Here is a 20,190-nt window from a genome sequence, read left to right as displayed (position 1 = left end):
GCTTCGTCTTTCCGTTTCGGCTGATATGCCCCACATTGGAACGCATTGCGGCTCGCCCTCCGGCCGCGCCAAGCGAGGACCGGCCTGGATGGACACGCTGACCGACCCAAAGAAGAGCCTTTCCGCAGCCAAGCCGGCCAAACCCGCAAAGGTCACCCGCGACCCGGAGGGCACCCGCGCGCGCATCCTCGCCGCCGCTACGGAGGAGTTCGCGCGCTACGGGCTGGGCGGCGCCCGCGTGGAGCGGATCGCCGAGGTCGCCGGCACCAACAAGCGCATGCTCTACTACCATGTCGGCAACAAGGAGAGCCTGTATCTGGCCGTGCTGGAGGGCGCCTATGCGCACATCCGCGCCACTGAACGCACGCTGAGCCTGGAAACGCTGGACCCGCCCGCCGCCATCGCCCGGCTGATCCACTTCACCTGGCAGTATTTCCTCGACCATCCCGAATTCATGGCGTTGCTGAACATCGAGAACCTGCACCGGGCGGAGCTACTGAAGACCTCCGACAAGGTGCATGCCATGCATTCGCCCTTCGTGCAGATGATCGCCGACGTGCTGGCGCGTGGCGTCGCCACCGGGATCTTCCGGGCCGGGGTGGACCCGGTGCAGCTCTACATTTCCATCGCCGGGCAGTCCTACTTCTACCTGTCCAACGTCCACACCCTGTCGGTCATCTTCGGCCGCGACCTGCTGGCCGAGGAGGCCAAGGCGGAGCGGCTGGACCATATGGTGGAGCTGATCCTGTCGTCGCTGCGGGCGTGATCCGGCGGTTGGTTTCATCATGAATAATCCGCATATCTGACCATCTGTCCTACCCCTTTGGCAGGGTTGACCGCTTTGCCGCGCCGGGCTTACTTTTAACCAGCCGGTTAAAAGAGCGCCTCACGTCGGCGCCGCAACGACCGGGGGAGGAGGAGCGATGGCTGTCGATACGGCGGCTCACGGGAATGCGTCCCGTGGCGGTCCCGCTTCGGGAACGGCGGCGCGACGGGGCGGGGCGGGTGCCACGCTGCTGCGTCTGCTCAATTCCGGCTGGTTCCGGCCGGTGCTGTTCCTGGTGGTCCTGACCGTCCTATGGGACCTGTCGGTGCGGATCTTCGCGATCCCGCCCTATCTGATACCGAAACCGGGCGACGTGGCCTTGGCGCTCGCCGCGGATTGGGACCAGCTCCTGGCGGCGTCGGTGCCGACCACGCTGGCGACCTTGGGCGGCTTCGCCCTGTCGGTGCTGTTCGGCATTCCCATCGCCATGCTGATCGCCGGGTCGAAGACAGTGGAATCCTACGTCTACCCGCTGCTGGTCTTCTCGCAGTCGATCCCGAAGGTCGCCATCGCGCCGCTGTTCGTGGTGTGGTTCGGCTTCGGGCTGCTGCCCAAGGTGATCTCCGCCTTCCTGCTGGCTTTCTTCCCCATCGTCGTGTCGGCGGTGCAGGGCTTCAAGTCGGTCGACAGCGACATGATGGACCTCGCCAAGTCCATGAAGGCGACGCGCCTTCAGACCTTCCGCATGGTCAGCCTGCCGCACGCCATGCCGGCCATCTTCGCCGGCCTGAAGGTGTCGATCACGCTGGCCGTGGTGGGCGCCGTGGTGGGTGAGTTCGTGGGGGCGAATTCCGGCATCGGCTTCGTCCTGCAGCGCTCCATCGGCAATTTCGAACTTCCCCTGATGTTCGCGGCCCTGGTGGTGCTGGCGCTGATCGGGGTGGTGCTTTTCTGGGTCATCGACGTGATCGAACGGCTCGCCATCCCCTGGCACGCGAGCCAACGCCACAACTACATCCCGACGCCGTAACGCCGACAACAAAACCAACAGCGACGCCGGACACCTTTCGGCCGGACATCCTTTGGGAGGAGACGAGATGAAACGGACGCTCTTCGCGGCGCTCTGCGCCCTCACCGCCACGACGCTTCCGGCCCAGGCCGCGGACAAGGTCGTGCTGATGCTGAACTGGTACGTGTATGGCGAGCACGCCCCCTTCTACTACGGCAAGGACAAGGGCCTGTACGAGGCCGAGGGCATCGACCTGGAGATCCAGGAGGGCCGCGGGTCGGCGGTGACGACCCAGGCGGTGGCCGCGAAGACCGTCGATTTCGGCTACGTCGACGTGCCGACCATGATGAAGGCGGCGGTGAAGGGCGCCCCGGTCACCTCGCCCGGCGTCCTGCTCCAGACCAGCCCGATGTCGGCCATGGGCTTCACCGACAAGAACATCCGCAAGCCCGAGGACATCAAGGGCAAGACCGTCGCCATGACGCCGGGCGACAGCATGTCCCAGATCTGGCCGCTGTTCCTGAAGAAGACCGGCCTGAAGGACAGCGACTTCCGCGTCGTGTCGGGCGACGCCCAGACCAAGCTGAACGCCGTCATCAACGGGCAGGCCGACCTGCTGCTGGGCTACGTCATGGACCAGAGCATGAAGATCAAGGACGCCACCGGCAAGTCGGTGACTCCGATCCGCTTCTCCGACTACGGCGTCAACATGGTCTCCTCCGGCATCATCGCCCACACCGAGACGCTGAAGGACAAGCCCGACCTCGTGAAGCGCTTCATGGCCGCGACGACCAAGGCGGTCGAAGGGGCGGAGAAGAACCCGAAGGAGGCGGTGGCCGCCATTCTCAAGGCCAACCCGAAGGGCGGCCAGGAAGCCACCCTGCTGGAAGGCTTCGAGCTGACCACGCCGCTCTACCGCACGGCGGAGACCAAGGGGCAGCGGCCCTTCCGCGTCACCGACGCCAACATGGCCGAGACGGTGGACCTGCTGGTCGAGTACGGCGGTCTGGACGCCGCGGCGAAGAAGAACCCGAAGGCCTTCTACACCCGCGACTTCCTCCCCGATCCCGCCGCGGCGGGCCAGTGAGGCCGGACGGACAGGAGAGCAGGGACATGGCTCAGCCCCAGTTGAAAGTCGTCGGATCGGCCGAAACGGCCCGCCTGTCGCAAAAGACCCTGATCCAGATCGACGGGGTGACCAAAACCTACCGCACCCGGGACGGGGAGGTGCCGTCCCTGCGCCCGATCACCTTCGACGTGCGGGACGGGGAGTTCCTGGTCGTCGTCGGCCCGTCCGGTTGCGGCAAGTCCACTCTGCTGAAGCTGGTCGCCGGCCTGCTGCCGGTCAGCGAGGGCGCCATCACCATCGAAGGCACCACGGTGACCGAGCCGCACGACGACGTGGGCATCGTGTTCCAAAGCCCGGTGCTGCTCGCCTGGCGGACGGTGCTGCGCAACATCATGATGCCGGTCGAGGTCCGCGGCCTGCCGCGCGACAAGTACCTGGAGCGCGCCCGCGCGCTGATCCGCATGACCGGGCTGGAGGGGTTCGAGAACAAGTACCCCTGGCAGCTTTCGGGCGGCATGCAGCAGCGCGCCTCGCTCTGCCGGGCGCTGGTCCACGACCCGAAGATCCTGCTGATGGACGAGCCGTTCGGCGCGCTCGACGCCATGACGCGGGAGAAGATGAACGTCGAGCTGCAGCGCATCCAGCACGAGACGGGCAAGACGGTGCTGCTGATCACCCACTCGATCCCCGAGGCGGTGTTCCTGGCCGACCGGGTGATGGTGATGTCGGAACGCCCCGGCGCCATCGCCGCGACCTACGAGGTGCCGCTGCCCCGCCCGCGCTCGCTGGATGTCATGGGCCACCCGGTCTTCATCGAGCTGACCCAGCGCATCCGGGCGCATTTCAACGCCCAAGGGCATCTGGACTGAGGGGGCGTGTGGTGATGGATGAGTCCTGCCCCCTCCCTGACCCTCCCCCGCTTCGCAGGGGAGGGGAATCAACGCCCTCCCCTGCGTCAGCGGGGGAGGGAAGGGGCCCGCGAAGCGGGAAGGGTGGGGGCACCGCACCCCTCATCACCATCCGCGCCATCGACCTCTATGAACGCCCCGTCCGCTTCGTGAAGCCCTTCCGCTTCGGCAGCGTGACGGTGGAGGCGGCCCCCCAGGCCTTCGTCCGCGCCCTGGTCCATGTGGACGGCGTCGGCGAGGCGTGGGGCGGCACCGCCGAGATGATGATGCCGAAGTGGTTCGACAAACGCCCGGAACGCAGCCCGGACGAGACGGTGGACGGCCTGCGCCGCTCCCTGCGCCTCGCCCGCGACGCCTATGGGACGGATCGGGCGGACACCGCCTTCGGCCATCACGCGGTGGCCTACGAGACGCAGCGGGCGGCCTGCCGCGCCGCCGGGCTGCCCGACCTGACGGCCGCCTACGGGCCGGCGCTGATCGACAAGGCGGTGCTGGACGGGCTGCTGCGGGTCCTGAATACGGATTTCTTCAATGGCATGCGGGCGAACTTGGCCGGGATCGACGCGCGGCTGACGCCGGATCTGGCGGGCTTCGACCTGGACGGCTTCCTCGCCGGGCTGGAGCCGCGGCCGTCCGTGGCGCTCCGCCACACGGTCGGGCTGCTGGACGAGCCGGAGGCCCTGCGCGACCTGCTGGCGCGGGAGCGGCTGACGCGCTTCAAGATCAAGCTGGGCGGCGATCCGGTGGCCGATCTGGCGCGTCTGACCGAGATCGCCGGCGTGCTCGACGCGGCGGCGGGCGATTACCGCGCCACGCTGGACGGCAACGAACAATACGCGGGCGCCTTCGCGCTCGACGCCTTCGTGGCCGGGCTGGAGCGCGACCCGGCGCTGGCCGGGTTCCGTCAACGCTTGCTCTACATCGAACAGCCGGTGGCGCGGGAGCGCGCGCTGGAGGCGCCGCTGGGCGCGGCGGCCGGGCGCATCCCCTTCATCATCGACGAATCCGACGACGGCTACGACGCCTTCCCGCGCGCCCGCGCCGCCGGCTACCGCGGCGTATCGTCCAAGTCCTGCAAGGGGCTCTACAAGGCCATCCTGAACCGGGCGCGTTGCGCCGCCTGGGGGGCGCCGCACTTCGTCGCGGCGGAGGACCTGACCTGTCAGGCCGGGCTGGCGGTGCAGCAGGACACGGCGCTGGTCGCGCTGCTCGGCATCGCCGACGCGGAGCGCAACGGCCACCAGTACGGAAACGGCTTCGACGGAGCGCCGGAGGCCGACGCCTTCCTCGACGCGCATCCCGGCTTCTACACCCGGCGGGACGGCACCGTCCGCCTCGCCACGGCGGGCGGCAGCCTGCCCACCGAAACCCTGGCCGTCCCCGGCTTCGCCAGCGCGGCGCAGCCCCGGTGGGACCGCCTGTCCCCTCTGCAGAACGAATAATCCCCTAGGGAGTCCCAGACATGAGCACGAAGCGCCTTGGTATCATCATGCATGGCGTGACCGGCCGCATGGGCATGAACCAGCACCTGATCCGGTCGATCCTCGCCATCCGGGCGCAGGGCGGCGTCACGCTGTCCGACGGGTCCCGCGTCATGCCGGACCCCATCCTGGTCGGGCGCAACGCCGAGAAGATCCGTGAGTTGGCCCAGCGCCACGGCGTCGAGCGCTGGACCGACAATCTGGATGCGGCCCTGGCGAACCCGGACGACACGATCTTCTTCGACGCCGGCACCACCCAGATGCGCCCGACGCTGCTGGAGGCGGCGATCCGCGCCGGCAAGCACGTCTATTGCGAGAAGCCCATCGCTACCAACCTGGAGGAGGCGCTGCGCGTCGTCCGGCTGGCCGAGGAGGCCGGGGTGAAGAACGGCACCGTGCAGGACAAGCTGTTCCTGCCCGGCCTGCAGAAGCTGAAGATGCTGCGCGACAGCGGCTTCTTCGGAAAAATCCTCTCGGTGCGCGGCGAGTTCGGCTATTGGGTGTTCGAGGGCGACTGGCAGCCGGCGCAGCGCCCCTCCTGGAACTACCGGGAGGAGGACGGAGGCGGCATCATCCTCGACATGGTCTGCCACTGGCGCTACGTGCTCGACAACCTGTTCGGGCAGGTCAAGAGCGTCTCCTGCCTCGGCGCCATCCACATCCCGGAACGCTGGGACGAGCAGGGCAAGCGCTATCAGGCCACCGCTGACGACGCGGCTTACGCCACCTTCGAGCTGGAGGGTGGAGTCATCGCCCACATCAACTCCTCCTGGGCGACGCGGGTGTATCGCGACGATCTGGTGACCTTCCAGGTGGACGGGACGCACGGTTCGGCGGTCGCGGGCTTGAGCGATTGCGTGATCCAGCCGCGCCAGGGCACGCCGCGCCCGGTGTGGAACCCGGACCAGAAGCAGACCATGGACTTCTACGCGACGTGGCAGCCGGTGCCCGACAACCAGCCGACCGACAACGGCTTCAAGACGCAGTGGGAATCCTTCATCCGCCACGTCGTCGAGGACGCCCCCTTCGACCATGGCCTGATCGAGGGCGCCAAGGGCGTGCAGCTCGTCGAGGCCGCGCTGAAGAGCTGGAAGGAGCGCCGCTGGGTCGACGTTCCCTCTCTGACCGCCTGACCGGAGTTCGCATCCATGGCAACGACCATCAAGCTGCCGCGCGCCGACCGCTCGCTGGAGGCCTACGAGGTCGCCCCGGCTCGGGGCTTCCCCGCCCGCACCGACCGGCCCTTGAACCGCGTGGCCTATGCCGCCGCGCACATGGTGGCCGACCCGCTGGCCGACAACGACCCGTGGCTGACCCCGGCCATCGACTGGGACCGCAGCATCGCCTTCCGCGAGCATCTGTGGGACCTGGGCTTCGGCGTGGCCGAGGCGATGGACACCGCGCAGCGCGGCATGGGGCTGGACTGGAGCGCCTCGCTGGAGCTGATCCGGCGCTCCCTGATCGCGGCGAAGGCGCGCGGCAACGCGCTGATTGCCTGCGGGGCGGGCACCGACCATCTGGCGCCGGAGGACGCCCGCTCGCTCGACGACGTGATCCGCGCCTATGAGACGCAGGTCGCCGCGGTCGAGGACCTCGGTGGGCGAGTGATCCTGATGGCGTCCCGTGCGCTCGCCCGCGTGGCCAAGGGGCCGGAGGATTACGTCCGCGTCTACAGCCGCATCCTCTCCCAGGTGCGCAGCCCGGTGATCATCCACTGGCTGGGCGACATGTTCGACCCGGCGCTGGCCGGCTATTGGGGAACGAACGACTTCCCGGTGGCGCTCGACACGGCGGTCGGCATCATCAACGACTTCCAGTCCAAGGTGGACGGGGTGAAGATCTCCCTGCTCGACAAGGACAAGGAGATCGTCATGCGCCGCCGTCTGGCCCCCGGCGTGCGCATGTACACCGGCGACGACTTCAACTACGCGGAGCTGATCGCCGGCGACGCGGAGGGCCATTCCGACGCGCTGCTGGGCATCTTCGACGCCATCGCCCCGGCGGCGGCGGCGGCCTTGGCCGAGCTGGCCGCGGGCGAGGAAGGGCGTTTCCATGAGATTCTGGAGCCGACCGTCCCGCTGTCCCGCCACATCTTCAAGGCGCCGACCCGCTTCTACAAGACCGGGGTGGTCTTCATGGCCTACCTGAACGGCCACCAGGACCATTTCACGATGATCGGCGGCCAGGAGAGCGCGCGCTCCACCCTGCATCTGGCGGAGATCTTCCGTCTGGCCGACAAGGCCGGGCTGCTGCGCGACCCGGAAGAGGCGGTGTGGCGCATGGCCGATATCCTGGCCGTCCGCGGCATCGAGGCGGTGTGAGGGTAACTCCCTCTCCCCTCTGGGGAGAGGGTGGCGCCGAAGGCGCCGGGTGAGGAGGATGCGCGTGGCGGCAGGTTCGGCACAAGCGCAACCCCCTCACCCTGACCCTCTCTCCGGAGGGGAGAGGGACGAGATTGATAAGGGACTCCAAATCATGCGCGACTTCTCCGGCGATCATCGCTGGCTGTCCATCAACACGGCCACGGTGCGCAAGCAGGGCGACCTGCTGCAGATCTTCGACGCCTGCGCCCGCCACGGCATCCGCGCCGTCTCCCCCTGGCGGGACCAAGTGGCGGCCGTGGGGCTGGACCGCGCCGTGCGGGCCGTGAAGGAACTGGGGCTGGAGCTGTCCGGCTATTGCCGCGGCGGCATGTTCCCCGCCGATCCCGACCGCCGGGCCGAGGTGCGCGACGACAACCGCCGCGCGGTGGACGAGGCGGTGGCGCTGGGCGCCCCCTGCCTCGTGCTGGTGGTCGGCGGGCTGCCGCAATTCTCCCGCCCCGGCTCCCCGCCGTCCAAGGACATCGCGCTGGCCCGCGCCCAGGTGGAGGACGGCATCGCCGAGCTGCTGGAGCACGCCCGCGGCGCCGGGATGCCGCTCGCCATCGAGCCGCTGCACCCGATGTACGCCGCCGACCGTGCCTGCGTGAACACGATGGGCCACGCGCTCGACCTCTGCGACCGGCTGGACCCGCAGGGAACCGGCGCGCTGGGCGTGGCGTTGGACGTCTACCACGTCTGGTGGGACCCGGAACTGGAGGCGCAGATCCGCCGGGCGGGCAAGAGCCGCCTCTGTGCCTTCCATGTGTGCGACTGGCTGGTGCCGACCGCCGATCTGCTGGAGGACCGCGGCATGATGGGCGACGGGGTGATCGACATTCCGATGATCCGCGGCCGGGTGGAAGCCAACGGATTCCAAGGCTATTCCGAGGTCGAAATATTCTCGCGCCACTGGTGGACCCGACCTTTGGATGAGGTGTTGTCCGTCTGTATCGAACGGCATCGGTCTTCGGTGTGAGTGATCGCCTATTTTTCAGTCATTTCGGCATTTATGGCTAAAACGTGGGCGGATTGTGGCGGCGTGCATAATTCGTAAGCGAATGCTTGGCCGTGAGCCGCCGCGGAATCCCTGAGGCGGCGGCATCGCGCCGCGTCGTGGCATCACATTTGCGAAGGACACCCCCGGGCGCCTGAGGCGGGCGCCAGACCAAAGAACGGGGGGTATTCACAATGTTCAAGTCGGGGTTCACGTCGGGCTTCGGGACCGGTCGCACCCTTGCGGCGGCCGCCGGTCTTGCCGTCACGTTCGCCGCGGGCTTCGCCGCCCCGGCGTCAGCCCAGGACACCATCAAGGTCGGCATCCTCCATTCCCTGTCGGGCACCATGGCGATCAGCGAGACCACGCTGAAGGACGTCATGCTGATGCTCATCGAAGAGCAGAACAAGAAGGGCGGCGTTCTCGGCAAGAAGCTTGAGCCGGTCGTCGTCGATCCCGCCTCCAACTGGCCCCTGTTCGCCGAAAAGGCGCGCGAGCTGGTCAGCAAGGACAAGGTGGCCGCGGTGTTCGGCTGCTGGACCTCGGTCAGCCGCAAGTCCGTCCTGCCGGTGTTCGAGGAGCTGAACAGCATCCTGTTCTACCCGGTGCAGTACGAGGGCGAGGAGTCCTCGCGCAACGTCTTCTACACCGGCGCCGCCCCGAACCAGCAGGCGATCCCCGCCGTCGACTATCTGGCGGCGACGGAAGGCGTGCAGCGCTGGGTGCTGGCCGGCACCGACTACGTCTATCCGCGCACGACCAACAAGATCCTGGAAACCTACCTGAAGTCCAAGGGCGTGAAGTCCGAGGACATCATGATCAACTACACCCCCTTCGGCCATTCCGACTGGCAGAACATCGTCGCCGACATCAAGAAGTTCGGCTCCGCCGGCAAGAAGACCGCGGTCGTCTCGACCATCAACGGCGACGCCAACGTCCCCTTCTACAAAGAACTGGGCAACCAGGGCGTCAAGGCGCAGGATATCCCGGTCGTCGCCTTCTCCGTGGGTGAGGAGGAGCTGGCCGGCATCGACACCAAGCCGCTGGTCGGCCATCTCGCCGCCTGGAACTACTTCATGTCGGTGGACACGCCGGAGAACAGCGACTTCATCAAGAAGTGGCAGGCCTACACCAAGAACGACAAGCGCGTCACCAACGACCCGATGGAGGCCCACTACATCGGCTTCAACATGTGGGTGAAGGCGGTCGAGAAGGCCGGCACCACCGACAGCAACGCGGTGATCGACAGCCTCGTCGGCGTGTCCGTCCCGAACCTGACCGGCGGCTATTCGGCCATGCTGCCGAACCACCACATCACCAAGCCGGTGCTGATCGGCGAGGTGCAGGAGAACGGCCAGTTCGAAACCGTCTCCAAGACGCCGGGCCTCGTGGTCGGCGACGAGTGGTCGGACTTCCTGCCGGACAGCAAGGACCTGATCTCCGATTGGCGCGCCCCGATGTCCTGCGGCAACTTCAACGTGAAGACCGGCAAGTGCGGCGGCAAGGGGTCATGAGGACCGTCTGAACGCCTCTTGGTGACTGGCTGCGTGGTGCCCCCTCCCTGACCCTCCCCCGCTCTCGGCGGACCAGAGGTCCGCCTGTCGCGTCAGCGCAAACCTTTGGTTTGCGCGAGAGCTTCGCAGGGGAGGGGATTGCTCCCTCTCCCGCCCAGCGGGGGAGGGAAGGGGCCCGCGAAGCGGGAAGGGTGGGGGCAGCACCTTCCCACGCAAAACGCCCCAACGACTTCCGACACATCACAGGAACCGCGATGCACCGCGCATTCTGCTGGCTGCTGGCCGCGTTTCTGGCGTTGGCCGCACCCACCGCCTTCGCCGCCGATCTGACCCCGCTGGTCCGCGGCCTGGGCGCCGGCAACTACGCCGAGACCGAAAAGGCCATCGCCGGGCTGGCCGAGACGGGCGATCCCGCCGTCGTGCCGGTGATCGAGGCTCTCCAGGCCGGCGACCTGCATGTCCGCAAATCGGACGGCGCCGTGGTCGTCGCCAAGCGCGCCGGCAACGGCTACGCCCTGACCGACCCGCTGACCGGCGGGGCCATCGGCGAGGCGGACCGCAACGCGGTCGAGAAGATCCGCATCAACAACGCCCTGCGCCGTACGATCAGCGCGACGCTCGGCGCGCTCACCCTGATGAGCCCCGACGCCGGCACGCGCCGGCAGGCCGCCGAGGCGGTGTTCAAGAGCCGCGACGCCAACGCGCTGGACGCGCTCAACACGGCCCTGGCCAAGGAAACCGACGAGCGCGTGCGCCGCGCGATGACCCAGGCGCGGGCCGCCGTCCTGCTGGCCGGGGAGGCTTCCGACGCCGACAGGATCGCCGCCGTCGCGGTGCTTCAGGAACGCGGCGACCAGGATGCGCTGGCCCTGCTGAACGGTGCTGCCAATAGCGGCAGTGACGCGGTGAAGGACGCCGCGAAGAAGGCCATCGCGTCCGTCGAGCAGCGGCTCGCCCTGTGGGGTGCCGCGCAGAATCTGTGGTACGGCCTGTCGCTCGGCTCGGTGCTGCTGCTGGCGGCGATCGGGCTGGCCGTCACCTTCGGCGTCATGGGCGTCATCAACATGGCGCATGGCGAGATGGTGATGATCGGCGCCTACGCCACCTTCCTGGTGCAGGAGGCCTTCCGCCAGTGGGCGCCGGGCCTGTTCGACTTCTCCATCCTGGTGGCGCTGCCCGTCGCCTTCCTGGCCTCCGGCGCGGTCGGCGTCGCCATCGAGCGCAGCGTGATCCGCTGGCTCTACGGGCGCCCGCTGGAAACGCTGCTGGCGACCTGGGGCCTGTCGCTGGCGCTCCAGCAGGCGGTGCGCTCCATCTTCGGGCCGACGAACCGCGAGGTCGGCGCCCCGTCCTGGATGTCCGGCGCCTTTGAACTCGGCGGGCTGACCATCACCTACGGGCGGCTGTGGATCGTCGTCTTCGCCTTCCTCGTCTTCGGCGCGCTGCTGGTGGCGCTGCGCAAGACATGGTTCGGGCTGAGCATCCGCGCCGTCACCCAGAACCGCAGCATGGCCAACGCCATGGGCATCCGCACGGCGCGGGTGGACGCGCTGACCTTCGGGCTCGGCTCCGGCATCGCCGGGCTGGCCGGGGTGGCGCTGAGCCAGATCGACAACGTCAGCCCCAACCTGGGCCAGGGCTACATCATCGACAGCTTCATGGTCGTGGTGTTCGGCGGCGTCGGCAACCTGTGGGGCACGCTGGTCGGCGCGCTGGCGCTCGGCGGCGTCAACAAGTTCCTGGAGCCCTACGCGGGCGCGGTGCTGGGCAAGATCCTGGTGCTGATCTTCATCATCCTGTTCATCCAACGGCGTCCGCGCGGCCTGTTCGCGCTGAAGGGCCGGGCGGTGGAGGCCTGATCCGATGCTGACCCGTTTCTTCCTGATGGGCCTCGACAAGAAGGCCGGCGTGCTGCTGACCGTCCTGGCGGTGCTGGCCGTGGCGGTGCCGGTCATGGCGCTGGGCACCGCCCCGGATTCGCCGTGGCACCTGTCCACCCACACGGTGGCGCTGCTCGGCAAGTATCTGTGCTTTGCCCTGCTGGCGCTGTCGCTCGACCTCGTCTGGGGCTTCGTCGGCATCCTGTCGCTGGGCCACGCCGCCTTCTTCACGCTGGGCGGCTACGCCATGGGCATGTATCTGATGCGGCAGATCGGCTCGCGCGGGGTCTACGGCAACGCCGACCTGCCGGATTTCATGGTCTTCCTGAACTGGACGGAGCTGCCCTGGTACTGGCACGGCTTCGACCAGTTCTGGTTCGCCGCGATCATGGTGATGCTGGTGCCGGGCCTGCTCGCCTTCGCCTTCGGCTGGTTCGCCTTCCGCTCCCGCGTCACCGGCGTCTATCTGTCGATCATCACGCAGGCGATGACCTTCGCGCTGATGCTGGCCTTCTTCCGCAACGACATGGGGCTGGGCGGCAACAACGGCCTGACCGACTTCAAGGAGATCCTGGGCTTCGACATCCAGGCCGCCTCGACCCGCGTCGGGCTGTTCGTCGCGACGGTGGTGGCGCTGGCGGCGGGCTACATCCTGGCGTCGGCCGTGGTGGCGTCCAAGCTGGGCAAGGTGCTGATCGCCGTGCGCGACGCGGAGAGCCGGGTGCGCTTCCTGGGTTATGAGACCGACCGCTACAAGCTGTTCGCCTGGACGCTGTCGGCCTGCATGGCCGGCGTGGCGGGCGCGCTTTACGTGCCGCAGGTCGGCATCATCAACCCGTCGGAATTCTCCCCCGCCAGCAGCATCGAGGCGGTGATCTGGGTCGCCGTCGGCGGGCGCGGCACGCTGGCCGGGCCGGTGCTGGGCGCGGTGCTGGTGAATTTCGGCAAGAGCTACTTCACGGCGGCGCTGCCGGAGCTGTGGCTGTTCGCGCTGGGCGGCCTGTTCGTGCTGGTCACGCTGTTCCTGCCCAAGGGCATTCTGGGTCTGGCGGCGCAGCTCCGCGACCGGCTGCCGGCGCGCGCCACGGTCACCGCCAAGCCGGCGGACCAGAAGGGAGTCTGAGAGACATGAGCACGGAAGACACCCTGCTGTATCTGGACGGCGTGTCGGTCAGCTTCGACGGGTTCCGGGCGCTGAACAGCCTGTCGCTGGTCATCGAGCCGGGCGAGATGCGGGCGATCATCGGGCCGAACGGCGCCGGCAAGACGACCATGATGGACGTCATCACCGGCAAGACCCGGCCCGATACCGGCACCATCCTGTTCGAGGGCCGCACCGACCTGACCAGCCTGCGCGAGCCGGCCATCGCCAACCTGGGCATCGGCCGCAAGTTCCAGCGCCCCACCGTGTTCGAGATGCACACGGTCTGGGACAATCTGGAACTGTCGCTGAAGGCGCCGCGCCGCCCGCTGAAGACGCTGACCTATTCGGCCACAAGGGAGGATCGGGCGCGGATCGAGGAGATCCTCGACATCACCCGCCTGTCGCCGCGGCGCGACCGCCCGGCGGGCAGCCTGTCGCACGGCGAGAAGCAGTGGCTGGAGATCGGCATGCTGCTGGCCCAGGACCCGAAGCTGCTGCTGGTCGACGAGCCGGTGGCCGGTATGACCGACGCGGAAACGGAACAGACCGCCCATCTGCTGAAGGACATCGCCGGCAAGCATTCGGTGATCGTCGTGGAGCACGACATGGTCTTCGTCCGCGAGCTGGGCGTGAAGGTCACGGTGCTGCACGAGGGCTCGGTGCTGGCCGAAGGTTCGCTCGACACGGTGAGTGCCAACAAGCAGGTCATCGACGTCTATCTCGGCCGGTGACCGAACCACATTCCCCTCTCCCCTCTGGGGAGAGGGTCAGGGTGAGGGGGCGCCCGAAGGGCGGAAACGCAGCCTCATTGCAGAGCTTTTCCGACCTGCGGCCGCCCCCCTCATCCTAGCCTTCTCCCCAGAGGGGAGAAGGGATTCAGGAGAAAGCAAGCATGCTCGACGTACGGTCTGTCGATCTCCATTACGGCGCGGCGCAGGCGCTGCGCGGCGTGTCGCTGACGGCGGAGGTGGGGAAGGTCACCTGCCTGCTGGGGCGCAACGGCGTCGGCAAGTCCTCGCTGCTGCGCGCCATCGTCGGGCTGAAGCCGGTGACCGGCGGCACCATCGCCTGGGACGGCGGCGACATCACCAAGCTCGCCCCGTCGGAACGGGCGCGGCGCGGCATCGCCTATGTCCCGCAGGGGCGCGAGATCTTCCCGCTGCTGACGGTGCGGGAAAACCTGCTGACCGGTTACGCGCCGCTGAAGCGCGCCGACCGCTCGATCCCCGACGAGGTGTTCGAGCTGTTCCCGGTGCTGAAATCCATGCTCGACCGGCGCGGCGGCGACCTGTCGGGCGGGCAGCAGCAGCAGCTCGCCATCGGGCGGGCGCTGGTGACGCGGCCCCGGCTTCTGGTGCTGGACGAGCCGACCGAGGGCATCCAGCCCAGCATCATCAAGGACATCGGGCGGGCCATTTCCTACCTGCGCGACAAGGGCACCATGGCGATCCTGCTGGTCGAGCAGTATTTCGAGTTCGCCCGCGATCTGGCCGACGACTGGGCGGTGATGGAACGCGGCGAGGTGATGCTGGCGGGCAGCCGCGACGGGCTGGAGGAGAGCGAGGTCCGGCGGTATCTCACCGTCTGATACGGTTGGAAAACGATCACTTCCATCGTTTTCCAACCGTCGGGCCCGGCAGATCAATGCGTCAGCATTGATTGAGAGGGTCATACCGGCGCCGCCGGTATGACGCGCCTGCGTCCGGGGGTATCCTCGCGAAGGCGGAGCCGCGGTTCCGCCATCCTGTGCTTCCCGTGGCGGGAGCCGGGAACGCCGCCTTCGCGAGGATGGCACCCCTGCGCTTTGTGGAGCTTGGCGCGGAACCGCGATGCGCTACCATCGGTGCCAGTCATTCACACCGAAGGCAGTTCCGAATGTCGAGCGTCCTGTCAGCCGACCCCGTTCTCCAGCAGGTTGACCGCGGTTTCGAAGACTCCCTGGGCCGCCTGTGCGACCTGTTGCGCATCCCCAGCGTCAGCACCGACCCGGCCTACAAGGGCGACGTGCGCCGCGCCGCCGACTGGCTGGTGCGCGAGTTGAGCGGGCTGGGCTTCGACGCCTCCGTGCGCGAGACGGCCGGCCATCCCGCGGTCGTCGCCCACCATCCGGGTCCGGGCGGCGTGGATGTGCCGCACATCCTCTATTACGGCCATTACGACGTGCAGCCGGCGGAGCCGCTGGAGCTGTGGAACAGCCCGCCCTTCGAGCCGGCCATCGTCGAGGCCGAGCATGGCCGCCGCATCGTCGCCCGCGGCGCCGTGGACGACAAGGGCCAGGTGATGACCTTCATCGAGGCGTTCCGCGCCTGGCACGCCGTGCACGGCACCCTACCGATCCGCGTGACCGTCCTGCTGGAGGGCGAGGAGGAGACCGGCAGCCCGAACCTGCTGCCCTTCCTGAAGGCCAACGCGGAGGAGCTGAAGGCCGACGTCTGCGTCATCACCGACACCAATTCCTGGAGCATCGACACGCCGGCCATCACCACCCGGCTGCGCGGCCTGCTCTATGTCGAGGCGACGCTGCATGGGCCGAGCCACGACCTGCATTCCGGCATGTTCGGCGGCGCGGTGCTGAACCCGATCAACGCGCTGACCCGCATTCTCGGCCAGATCCACGACGAGGATGGGCGCGTCCGCTTCCCCGGCTTCTATGACGACGTGGCCGAGCCCACGGATGAGGAAAAGGCGATGTGGCGCGACCTCGGCTTCGACGAGAGCGCCTTCCTGGCCGGCGTCGGGCTGAAGACCCCGGCGGGCGAGGCCGGGCGCAGCGCGCTGGAACGGCTGTGGTCGCGCCCGACCTGCGACATCAACGGCATCTGGGGCGGCTACACCGGCGAAGGCTCCAAGACGGTCATCGCCTCCAAGGCGTCGGCCAAGCTGTCCTGCCGCCTCGTGCCGGCCCAGGACCCGGAGAAGATCCTGGCTGGCATCCGCAGCTTCCTGGAGGAGCGGACGCCGGCGGACGGGCGGTGGGAGATCAAGGTGTTCGGCCGCTCGCCGGGCGTCCAGGTGCCGACCGACAGCCCCTATCTGCGCGCCGCCATGGCGGGCCTGGGCGACGTCTTCGCCAACAAGCCGGCGCTGGTCGGCAGCGGCGGGTCGATCCCGGTCGGCGGCTACATCCGGCAGGCGCTGGGCTTCGACTCGATCTTCGTCGGTTTCGGGCTGGAGGATGACCGCATCCATTCGCCCAACGAGAAGTTCGAGGTGAGGTGCCTGCACAACGGCATCCGCTCCCACGCCGCCATGCTGGCGCGCTTCGCGGCGCTGTAGGGCTGTGCGTCCCCCGCGCCCAGCCGGAGTGGGGGACGCATCTCAATGCGGCTTCAGCGCCTCGACCACCTGCATGTGGCCCTGCAGCGCGCCAAGGGTGAGGGCGGAGTTGCCGGCGGTGTCCATGCGGAACGGGTTGGCGCCGCGCTCCACCAGCGTCCGAGCCACGCGGTCGTGGCCGTTGTTGGCCGCGTACATCAGGGCCGACCAGCCATGGCTGGCAACCCGGTCCACCGACACGCCGCGGTCGACCAGGATCTTCACCACACCGTCATGGCCGCGGGCCGCGGCGGCCATCAGGGCGGTCTTGCCGTCGTCGTTGGTGGCGTCGAGTTCGGCCCCGGCGGCGGCCAGCGCGTGGATCACCGCCTCGTGCCCGCCCCAGGCGGCGTACATCACCGCGGTGGCGCCGTCGGCGGTGCGCAGCTCCGTCTTGGCCCGGCGGTCGATGAGCAGCCGCACCGCGTCGGTCAGCCCCTGTTCGGAGGCCAGCATCAGCAGGGTCTTGCCGTTGTCCACCCGCTTGTTCGGATCGGCGCCGCCGTCCAGCGCGCGCTTCAACTCGTCGGTGCGGCGCATCAGGGCGATGGCTCCGTCACGGCTGTCCAGGCCGGGCCGGACCTCGGCGGTGGCCGGCGGCGCCGGTGGGGTGCCGGGGGTCGCGGAGGCCGTGGGTGTGGCGGGCAGCACGCGCCCCTCGCCGGCCGCCTTGATGCGGTCGCGCAGATCGCCGGTGTTCGGGGCGACGATCAGGGCGCGCTCGTAGAAGCGCCGCGCCTCGTCCCAATTGCCGTCGCGCTCCGCCAGCGATGCCCAGCGGCGGTAGGTCTCCTCCATGGTCGTCAGGAGGTCCTGGATCTCCGGCGTCGCCGGGGCGATCTCGCGCAGCCGCGACACCGTCTCGTAGGCGTTGTTGTTCGGCGGTGTGGTCAGGAGCTTGGCGGCGATTTGCCGGCGGGCCTGATCGACCAGGGTGCGGACCCGCGGATTCAGGCCGTTGTCGCTGGTGGAGAAGGGCGTGGACGCCGTGGGAGCCGCGGGCTGGGGCATCGCCGGAGCCGCCATCTGGGGCGCCGGCTCATCGACCAGCGGCGGCAGGGTGGCGGAGCCGGTCGGGCCTTCGCTCTGCTCCGTGCGGTATTCCGTCGCCCGCGGCTTGGGCGGCTGGGTGTGCTCCGCGGCCAGCGGATCGGCCGCCGGCACCGGCGGTTTCGGCATCTGGACCGCCGGAGCGACGGGCGGCGGCTCCGGCTTCGCCAGCGGTGCCGGATCGAGCTTGGCGACGGTCGTTTGCGGAGGCGCCGTTGGGGCGGCCTCCTGGGCCGGAGGCGTCACGGTGCGGGCGGCGGGCGGCGGCGGGACGTCGGCCTTTGTCGGCGAAGGGCTCGCGACCGGCACGCCCGCCTCGGCGGGGAGGGAGGCGAGGTAGGGGTTCTGCGGCCGGGCGAGCGCCAACGTGTCGGGGCCGCGGCTGCCCAGGCTGGGCTCGTCCGCAAAAGGATTGTGCACCCGCTCCGTCACGAAGGTTCGGATATCCTCCCAACCTTGCCGGGCGTAATCGAGCGCCCGTTCGGGCGTGGCGCCGGGAACCGTCAGGGTCACGCCGGCCCCGGCGGCACCCAGCAGGATCAGGGTGGTGATCGCCGCTCCGGCCAGCGCGGCGCGGCGGCGCGGGCGCCGCTTGACGGGCAGGTCGGCGACCGGGCCGCCGGTCTCCGGGATCGTCCAGCCGTCCGGTGCGTCCCAATCGTTGGCGGGCCAATCGTTGGCGTCGCGCTCCGCCGCGCGGCGCGGCGGCGGGGGAGCGGCGCGCGGCGGGACGGCTACCGGGCCGGTGGGGAGGCCGGCGGACGGGCCCGCGGACGGGATGGCGGCGGTGGGCGCGACGGACGGGCCGGCGCCGGGCGTCATGCGGTAGATCACGCCCAACTCGCGCACCGCCTCGGCCAATCCGGGACGGGCCAGGGTCCGCTCCATCTCCGGCGTGCCGCAGAGAAGAACCTGAAGGAAACGCCCGCTCGGCGTCTCGGAGCGGGTGAGATCGATCAGGTCGGCCAGAGTCGGGGCGGCCAGGACGCCTGCGTTCTCCACCGCCAGCAATCCGGTGCCGGCGAGATCCAGCCGCTCCTCCAGCGCCTCGATCAGCGTGTCGAAATCGCGGTCGTCGTTGTCGGAGGGCAGAGCGGCGTCACCGGCGGCTGAGACCAGATCCTCGACCTGCGCCCCGGCGCTGGCGGCGACCGGAAGCACCAGCGCCCCGTCGGAGCCGACCTGCTCGACGAGCTGGTGGAAGACCGCCGCTCGTCCGGACCCGGCCTCGCCGACCAGCACCAGCAGCCGCTTGCGCGCCAACAGAGCCAGGAGAAGGCCGTCGAAGACCTCCGTCTGGTCGGGGCGCAGGCCGGCGGCCTGTGGTTGGGGCTTCGCCTTCGCCGCAGAGCGATTCGAGGATGGCGTGGCTTTCGGAGCGGAACGGTCCATGGGGGCGCGCGCAATCCAATTGATGAGACGTGACACTCCTGACTCTAGTGGTCCGCTGCCGTCCTGCGACGGTGCAAAGGGACGGGACCGCCACCTCTTATGGAGGAGGTGCGCGTCGGGATGGCTGATTCGGGCGGAGCGCTGCGCTATAGGGGGAGCTGCTTTTCCACCCCGTTCACTGTCCACCCGCGCTGGGAGTCCGTCATGGGCATGGGTCCGATGCGAATTGGCGTCGATCTGGGCGGCACGAAGATCGCCGCCACCCTCCTGGCTCCCGACGGGACGGAGCGGGCGCGGCACCGCGCCGACACGCCGCGCGGCTATGCGGAGACGCTGGAGGCGCTGGCCGGCGCCGTGGCGGCGCTGGAGGAGCGTGCGGGCTGCCGGGACGCCATGGTCGGCCTGTGCCTGCCCGGCATCGTCGACGCCGCCGCGGGCACCGTGCGCGCGGTCAACCTGCCTTGGCTGGACGGGCGGCCCTTCGCCGCGGACCTGTCGCGAACGCTGGGCCGTCCGGTGCGGATCGCCAACGACGCCAACGCCTTCGTCCTGTCGGAGGCGGTGGATGGGGCCGCCGCCGGGGCGCCGCTGGTCTTCGGGATCATCCTGGGCACCGGGGTCGGCGGCGGGATCGTCGCGGACCGGCGCATCCTGCCCGGCGCCAACGCCCTGGCCGGGGAGTGGGGACACAACCCGCTGCCCTGGCGTACGGCGGAGGACGGCCCGCCGCTGCCCTGCGGCTGCGGGCGGGAGGGCTGCATCGAGACTCTGCTGTGCGGCGCGGGTCTGGCCCGTCTGCATCATTGGCGCACGGGGGAAGCGCTGGCCCCGCCGGAGATCGCCGCGCGCGCCCGCTCCGGCGACGCGCAGGCGCGGGCGACGCTGGACCGCCATGCCGACGGGCTGGCCCGCGCGCTGGCCGCCGTCATCAATCTGCTCGACCCCGACGCGGTGGTGGTCGGCGGCGGTCTGTCGGACCTGCCGGGGCTGTACGAGGCGGTGCCGGCCCTGTGGGGGCGCTGGGCGCTGAGTCCGGCGCCGCGCACCCGCTTCCTCCGGGCGCGCCATGGCGCCGAAAGCGGTATGCGCGGCGCGGCATGGCTTTGGCCCATGCAGTGATGCCTTTGGCCGATGCCCGCGAGTTGGCGCGGCTTTTGCTCTATACCCTCCGACACGGAAGGGAGAAGGCCCATGTTCGGCTTCATATCGGGGTTTCAGAAGGGGCGGCGTGGGGCTTCGCTGCAAACTGCAAATCAAAATGCCTATCGCAATATGCAGAAGGCACCGTCGTCGGATTCTGTGGAC

16 protein-coding genes are annotated in these 20,190 nt (G+C 69.2%); 15 read left to right on the top strand and 1 reads right to left on the bottom strand.

The window, feature by feature from the left end:
• Positions 1 to 88 precede the first annotated feature (88 nt).
• The 14 genes from JJL56_RS20515 to JJL56_RS20450 all read left to right on the top strand — a co-directional run bounded on the left by JJL56_RS20515 (position 89) and on the right by JJL56_RS20450 (position 16,404).
• Positions 89 to 766 carry a TetR/AcrR family transcriptional regulator gene (locus JJL56_RS20515; protein ID WP_145626893.1) on the top strand — a complete coding sequence of 226 codons (678 nt, stop codon included), beginning with the start codon at positions 89 to 91 and terminating at the stop codon, positions 764 to 766.
• Positions 767 to 923: 157 nt separating this feature from the next.
• Positions 924 to 1,796, top strand: coding sequence for an ABC transporter permease (locus tag JJL56_RS20510; protein WP_200486107.1), 873 nt, complete (start codon positions 924 to 926; stop codon positions 1,794 to 1,796).
• Between the two features lie 67 nt (positions 1,797 to 1,863).
• Positions 1,864 to 2,862, top strand: a complete 999-nt coding sequence (locus JJL56_RS20505; protein WP_200486106.1) for an ABC transporter substrate-binding protein — start codon at positions 1,864 to 1,866, stop codon at positions 2,860 to 2,862.
• A gap of 26 nt (positions 2,863 to 2,888) precedes the next feature.
• Complete coding sequence (locus JJL56_RS20500) at positions 2,889 to 3,713, top strand: ABC transporter ATP-binding protein (protein ID WP_014241100.1); 825 nt, start codon at positions 2,889 to 2,891, stop codon at positions 3,711 to 3,713.
• A 188-nt stretch (positions 3,714 to 3,901) separates the two neighbouring features.
• Entirely contained in the window at positions 3,902 to 5,194 is a 1,293-nt protein-coding gene (locus JJL56_RS20495) for an enolase-like domain-containing protein (RefSeq protein ID WP_200486105.1), read from the top strand.
• Between the two features lie 20 nt (positions 5,195 to 5,214).
• Positions 5,215 to 6,366, top strand: coding sequence for a Gfo/Idh/MocA family protein (locus JJL56_RS20490; protein ID WP_038526728.1), 1,152 nt, complete (start codon positions 5,215 to 5,217; stop codon positions 6,364 to 6,366).
• A gap of 15 nt (positions 6,367 to 6,381) precedes the next feature.
• Complete coding sequence (locus tag JJL56_RS20485) at positions 6,382 to 7,554, top strand: dihydrodipicolinate synthase family protein (protein WP_200486104.1); 1,173 nt, start codon at positions 6,382 to 6,384, stop codon at positions 7,552 to 7,554.
• A 154-nt stretch (positions 7,555 to 7,708) separates the two neighbouring features.
• Positions 7,709 to 8,572: a sugar phosphate isomerase/epimerase family protein gene (locus tag JJL56_RS20480; RefSeq protein ID WP_200486103.1), complete on the top strand. Its 864-nt coding sequence runs from the start codon at positions 7,709 to 7,711 to the stop codon at positions 8,570 to 8,572.
• Positions 8,573 to 8,784: 212 nt separating this feature from the next.
• On the top strand, positions 8,785 to 10,104 hold the full coding sequence (gene urtA, locus JJL56_RS20475; protein WP_145626901.1) for an urea ABC transporter substrate-binding protein: 1,320 nt from the start codon (positions 8,785 to 8,787) through the stop codon (positions 10,102 to 10,104).
• 254 nt (positions 10,105 to 10,358) lie between these two features.
• The gene (gene urtB, locus JJL56_RS20470; RefSeq protein WP_200486102.1) at positions 10,359 to 11,963 is read left to right on the top strand and encodes an urea ABC transporter permease subunit UrtB; all 1,605 of its coding nucleotides are present in this window, start codon (positions 10,359 to 10,361) and stop codon (positions 11,961 to 11,963) included.
• Between the two features lie 4 nt (positions 11,964 to 11,967).
• A complete protein-coding gene (urtC, locus tag JJL56_RS20465) occupies positions 11,968 to 13,107 on the top strand; it encodes an urea ABC transporter permease subunit UrtC (RefSeq protein ID WP_145626903.1) in 1,140 nt (379 codons plus the stop codon).
• Between the two features lie 5 nt (positions 13,108 to 13,112).
• Complete coding sequence (gene urtD / locus JJL56_RS20460) at positions 13,113 to 13,859, top strand: urea ABC transporter ATP-binding protein UrtD (RefSeq protein WP_035675131.1); 747 nt, start codon at positions 13,113 to 13,115, stop codon at positions 13,857 to 13,859.
• A gap of 161 nt (positions 13,860 to 14,020) precedes the next feature.
• On the top strand, positions 14,021 to 14,716 hold the full coding sequence (gene urtE, locus JJL56_RS20455) for an urea ABC transporter ATP-binding subunit UrtE (protein ID WP_094306347.1): 696 nt from the start codon (positions 14,021 to 14,023) through the stop codon (positions 14,714 to 14,716).
• A 287-nt stretch (positions 14,717 to 15,003) separates the two neighbouring features.
• A complete protein-coding gene (locus JJL56_RS20450) occupies positions 15,004 to 16,404 on the top strand; it encodes a M20/M25/M40 family metallo-hydrolase (RefSeq protein ID WP_200486101.1) in 1,401 nt (466 codons plus the stop codon).
• A 42-nt stretch (positions 16,405 to 16,446) separates the two neighbouring features.
• On the opposite strand, the gene JJL56_RS20445 is transcribed toward JJL56_RS20450, so the two are convergent.
• Positions 16,447 to 18,885: an ankyrin repeat domain-containing protein gene (locus JJL56_RS20445; protein WP_200486100.1), complete on the bottom strand. Its 2,439-nt coding sequence runs from the start codon at positions 18,883 to 18,885 to the stop codon at positions 16,447 to 16,449.
• 204 nt (positions 18,886 to 19,089) lie between these two features.
• On the opposite strand from JJL56_RS20445, the gene JJL56_RS20440 reads away from it, so the two are divergent.
• A complete protein-coding gene (locus tag JJL56_RS20440; protein WP_247891170.1) occupies positions 19,090 to 20,004 on the top strand; it encodes an ROK family protein in 915 nt (304 codons plus the stop codon).
• Positions 20,005 to 20,190: the final 186 nt, after the last annotated feature.

Source organism: Azospirillum aestuarii (genome assembly GCF_016632405.1).
GTDB lineage: Bacteria > Pseudomonadota > Alphaproteobacteria > Azospirillales > Azospirillaceae > Azospirillum > Azospirillum aestuarii.
The sequence above is the reverse complement of the archived record's forward strand: the minus strand, read 5'-3'. Positions and strand labels throughout refer to the sequence as shown.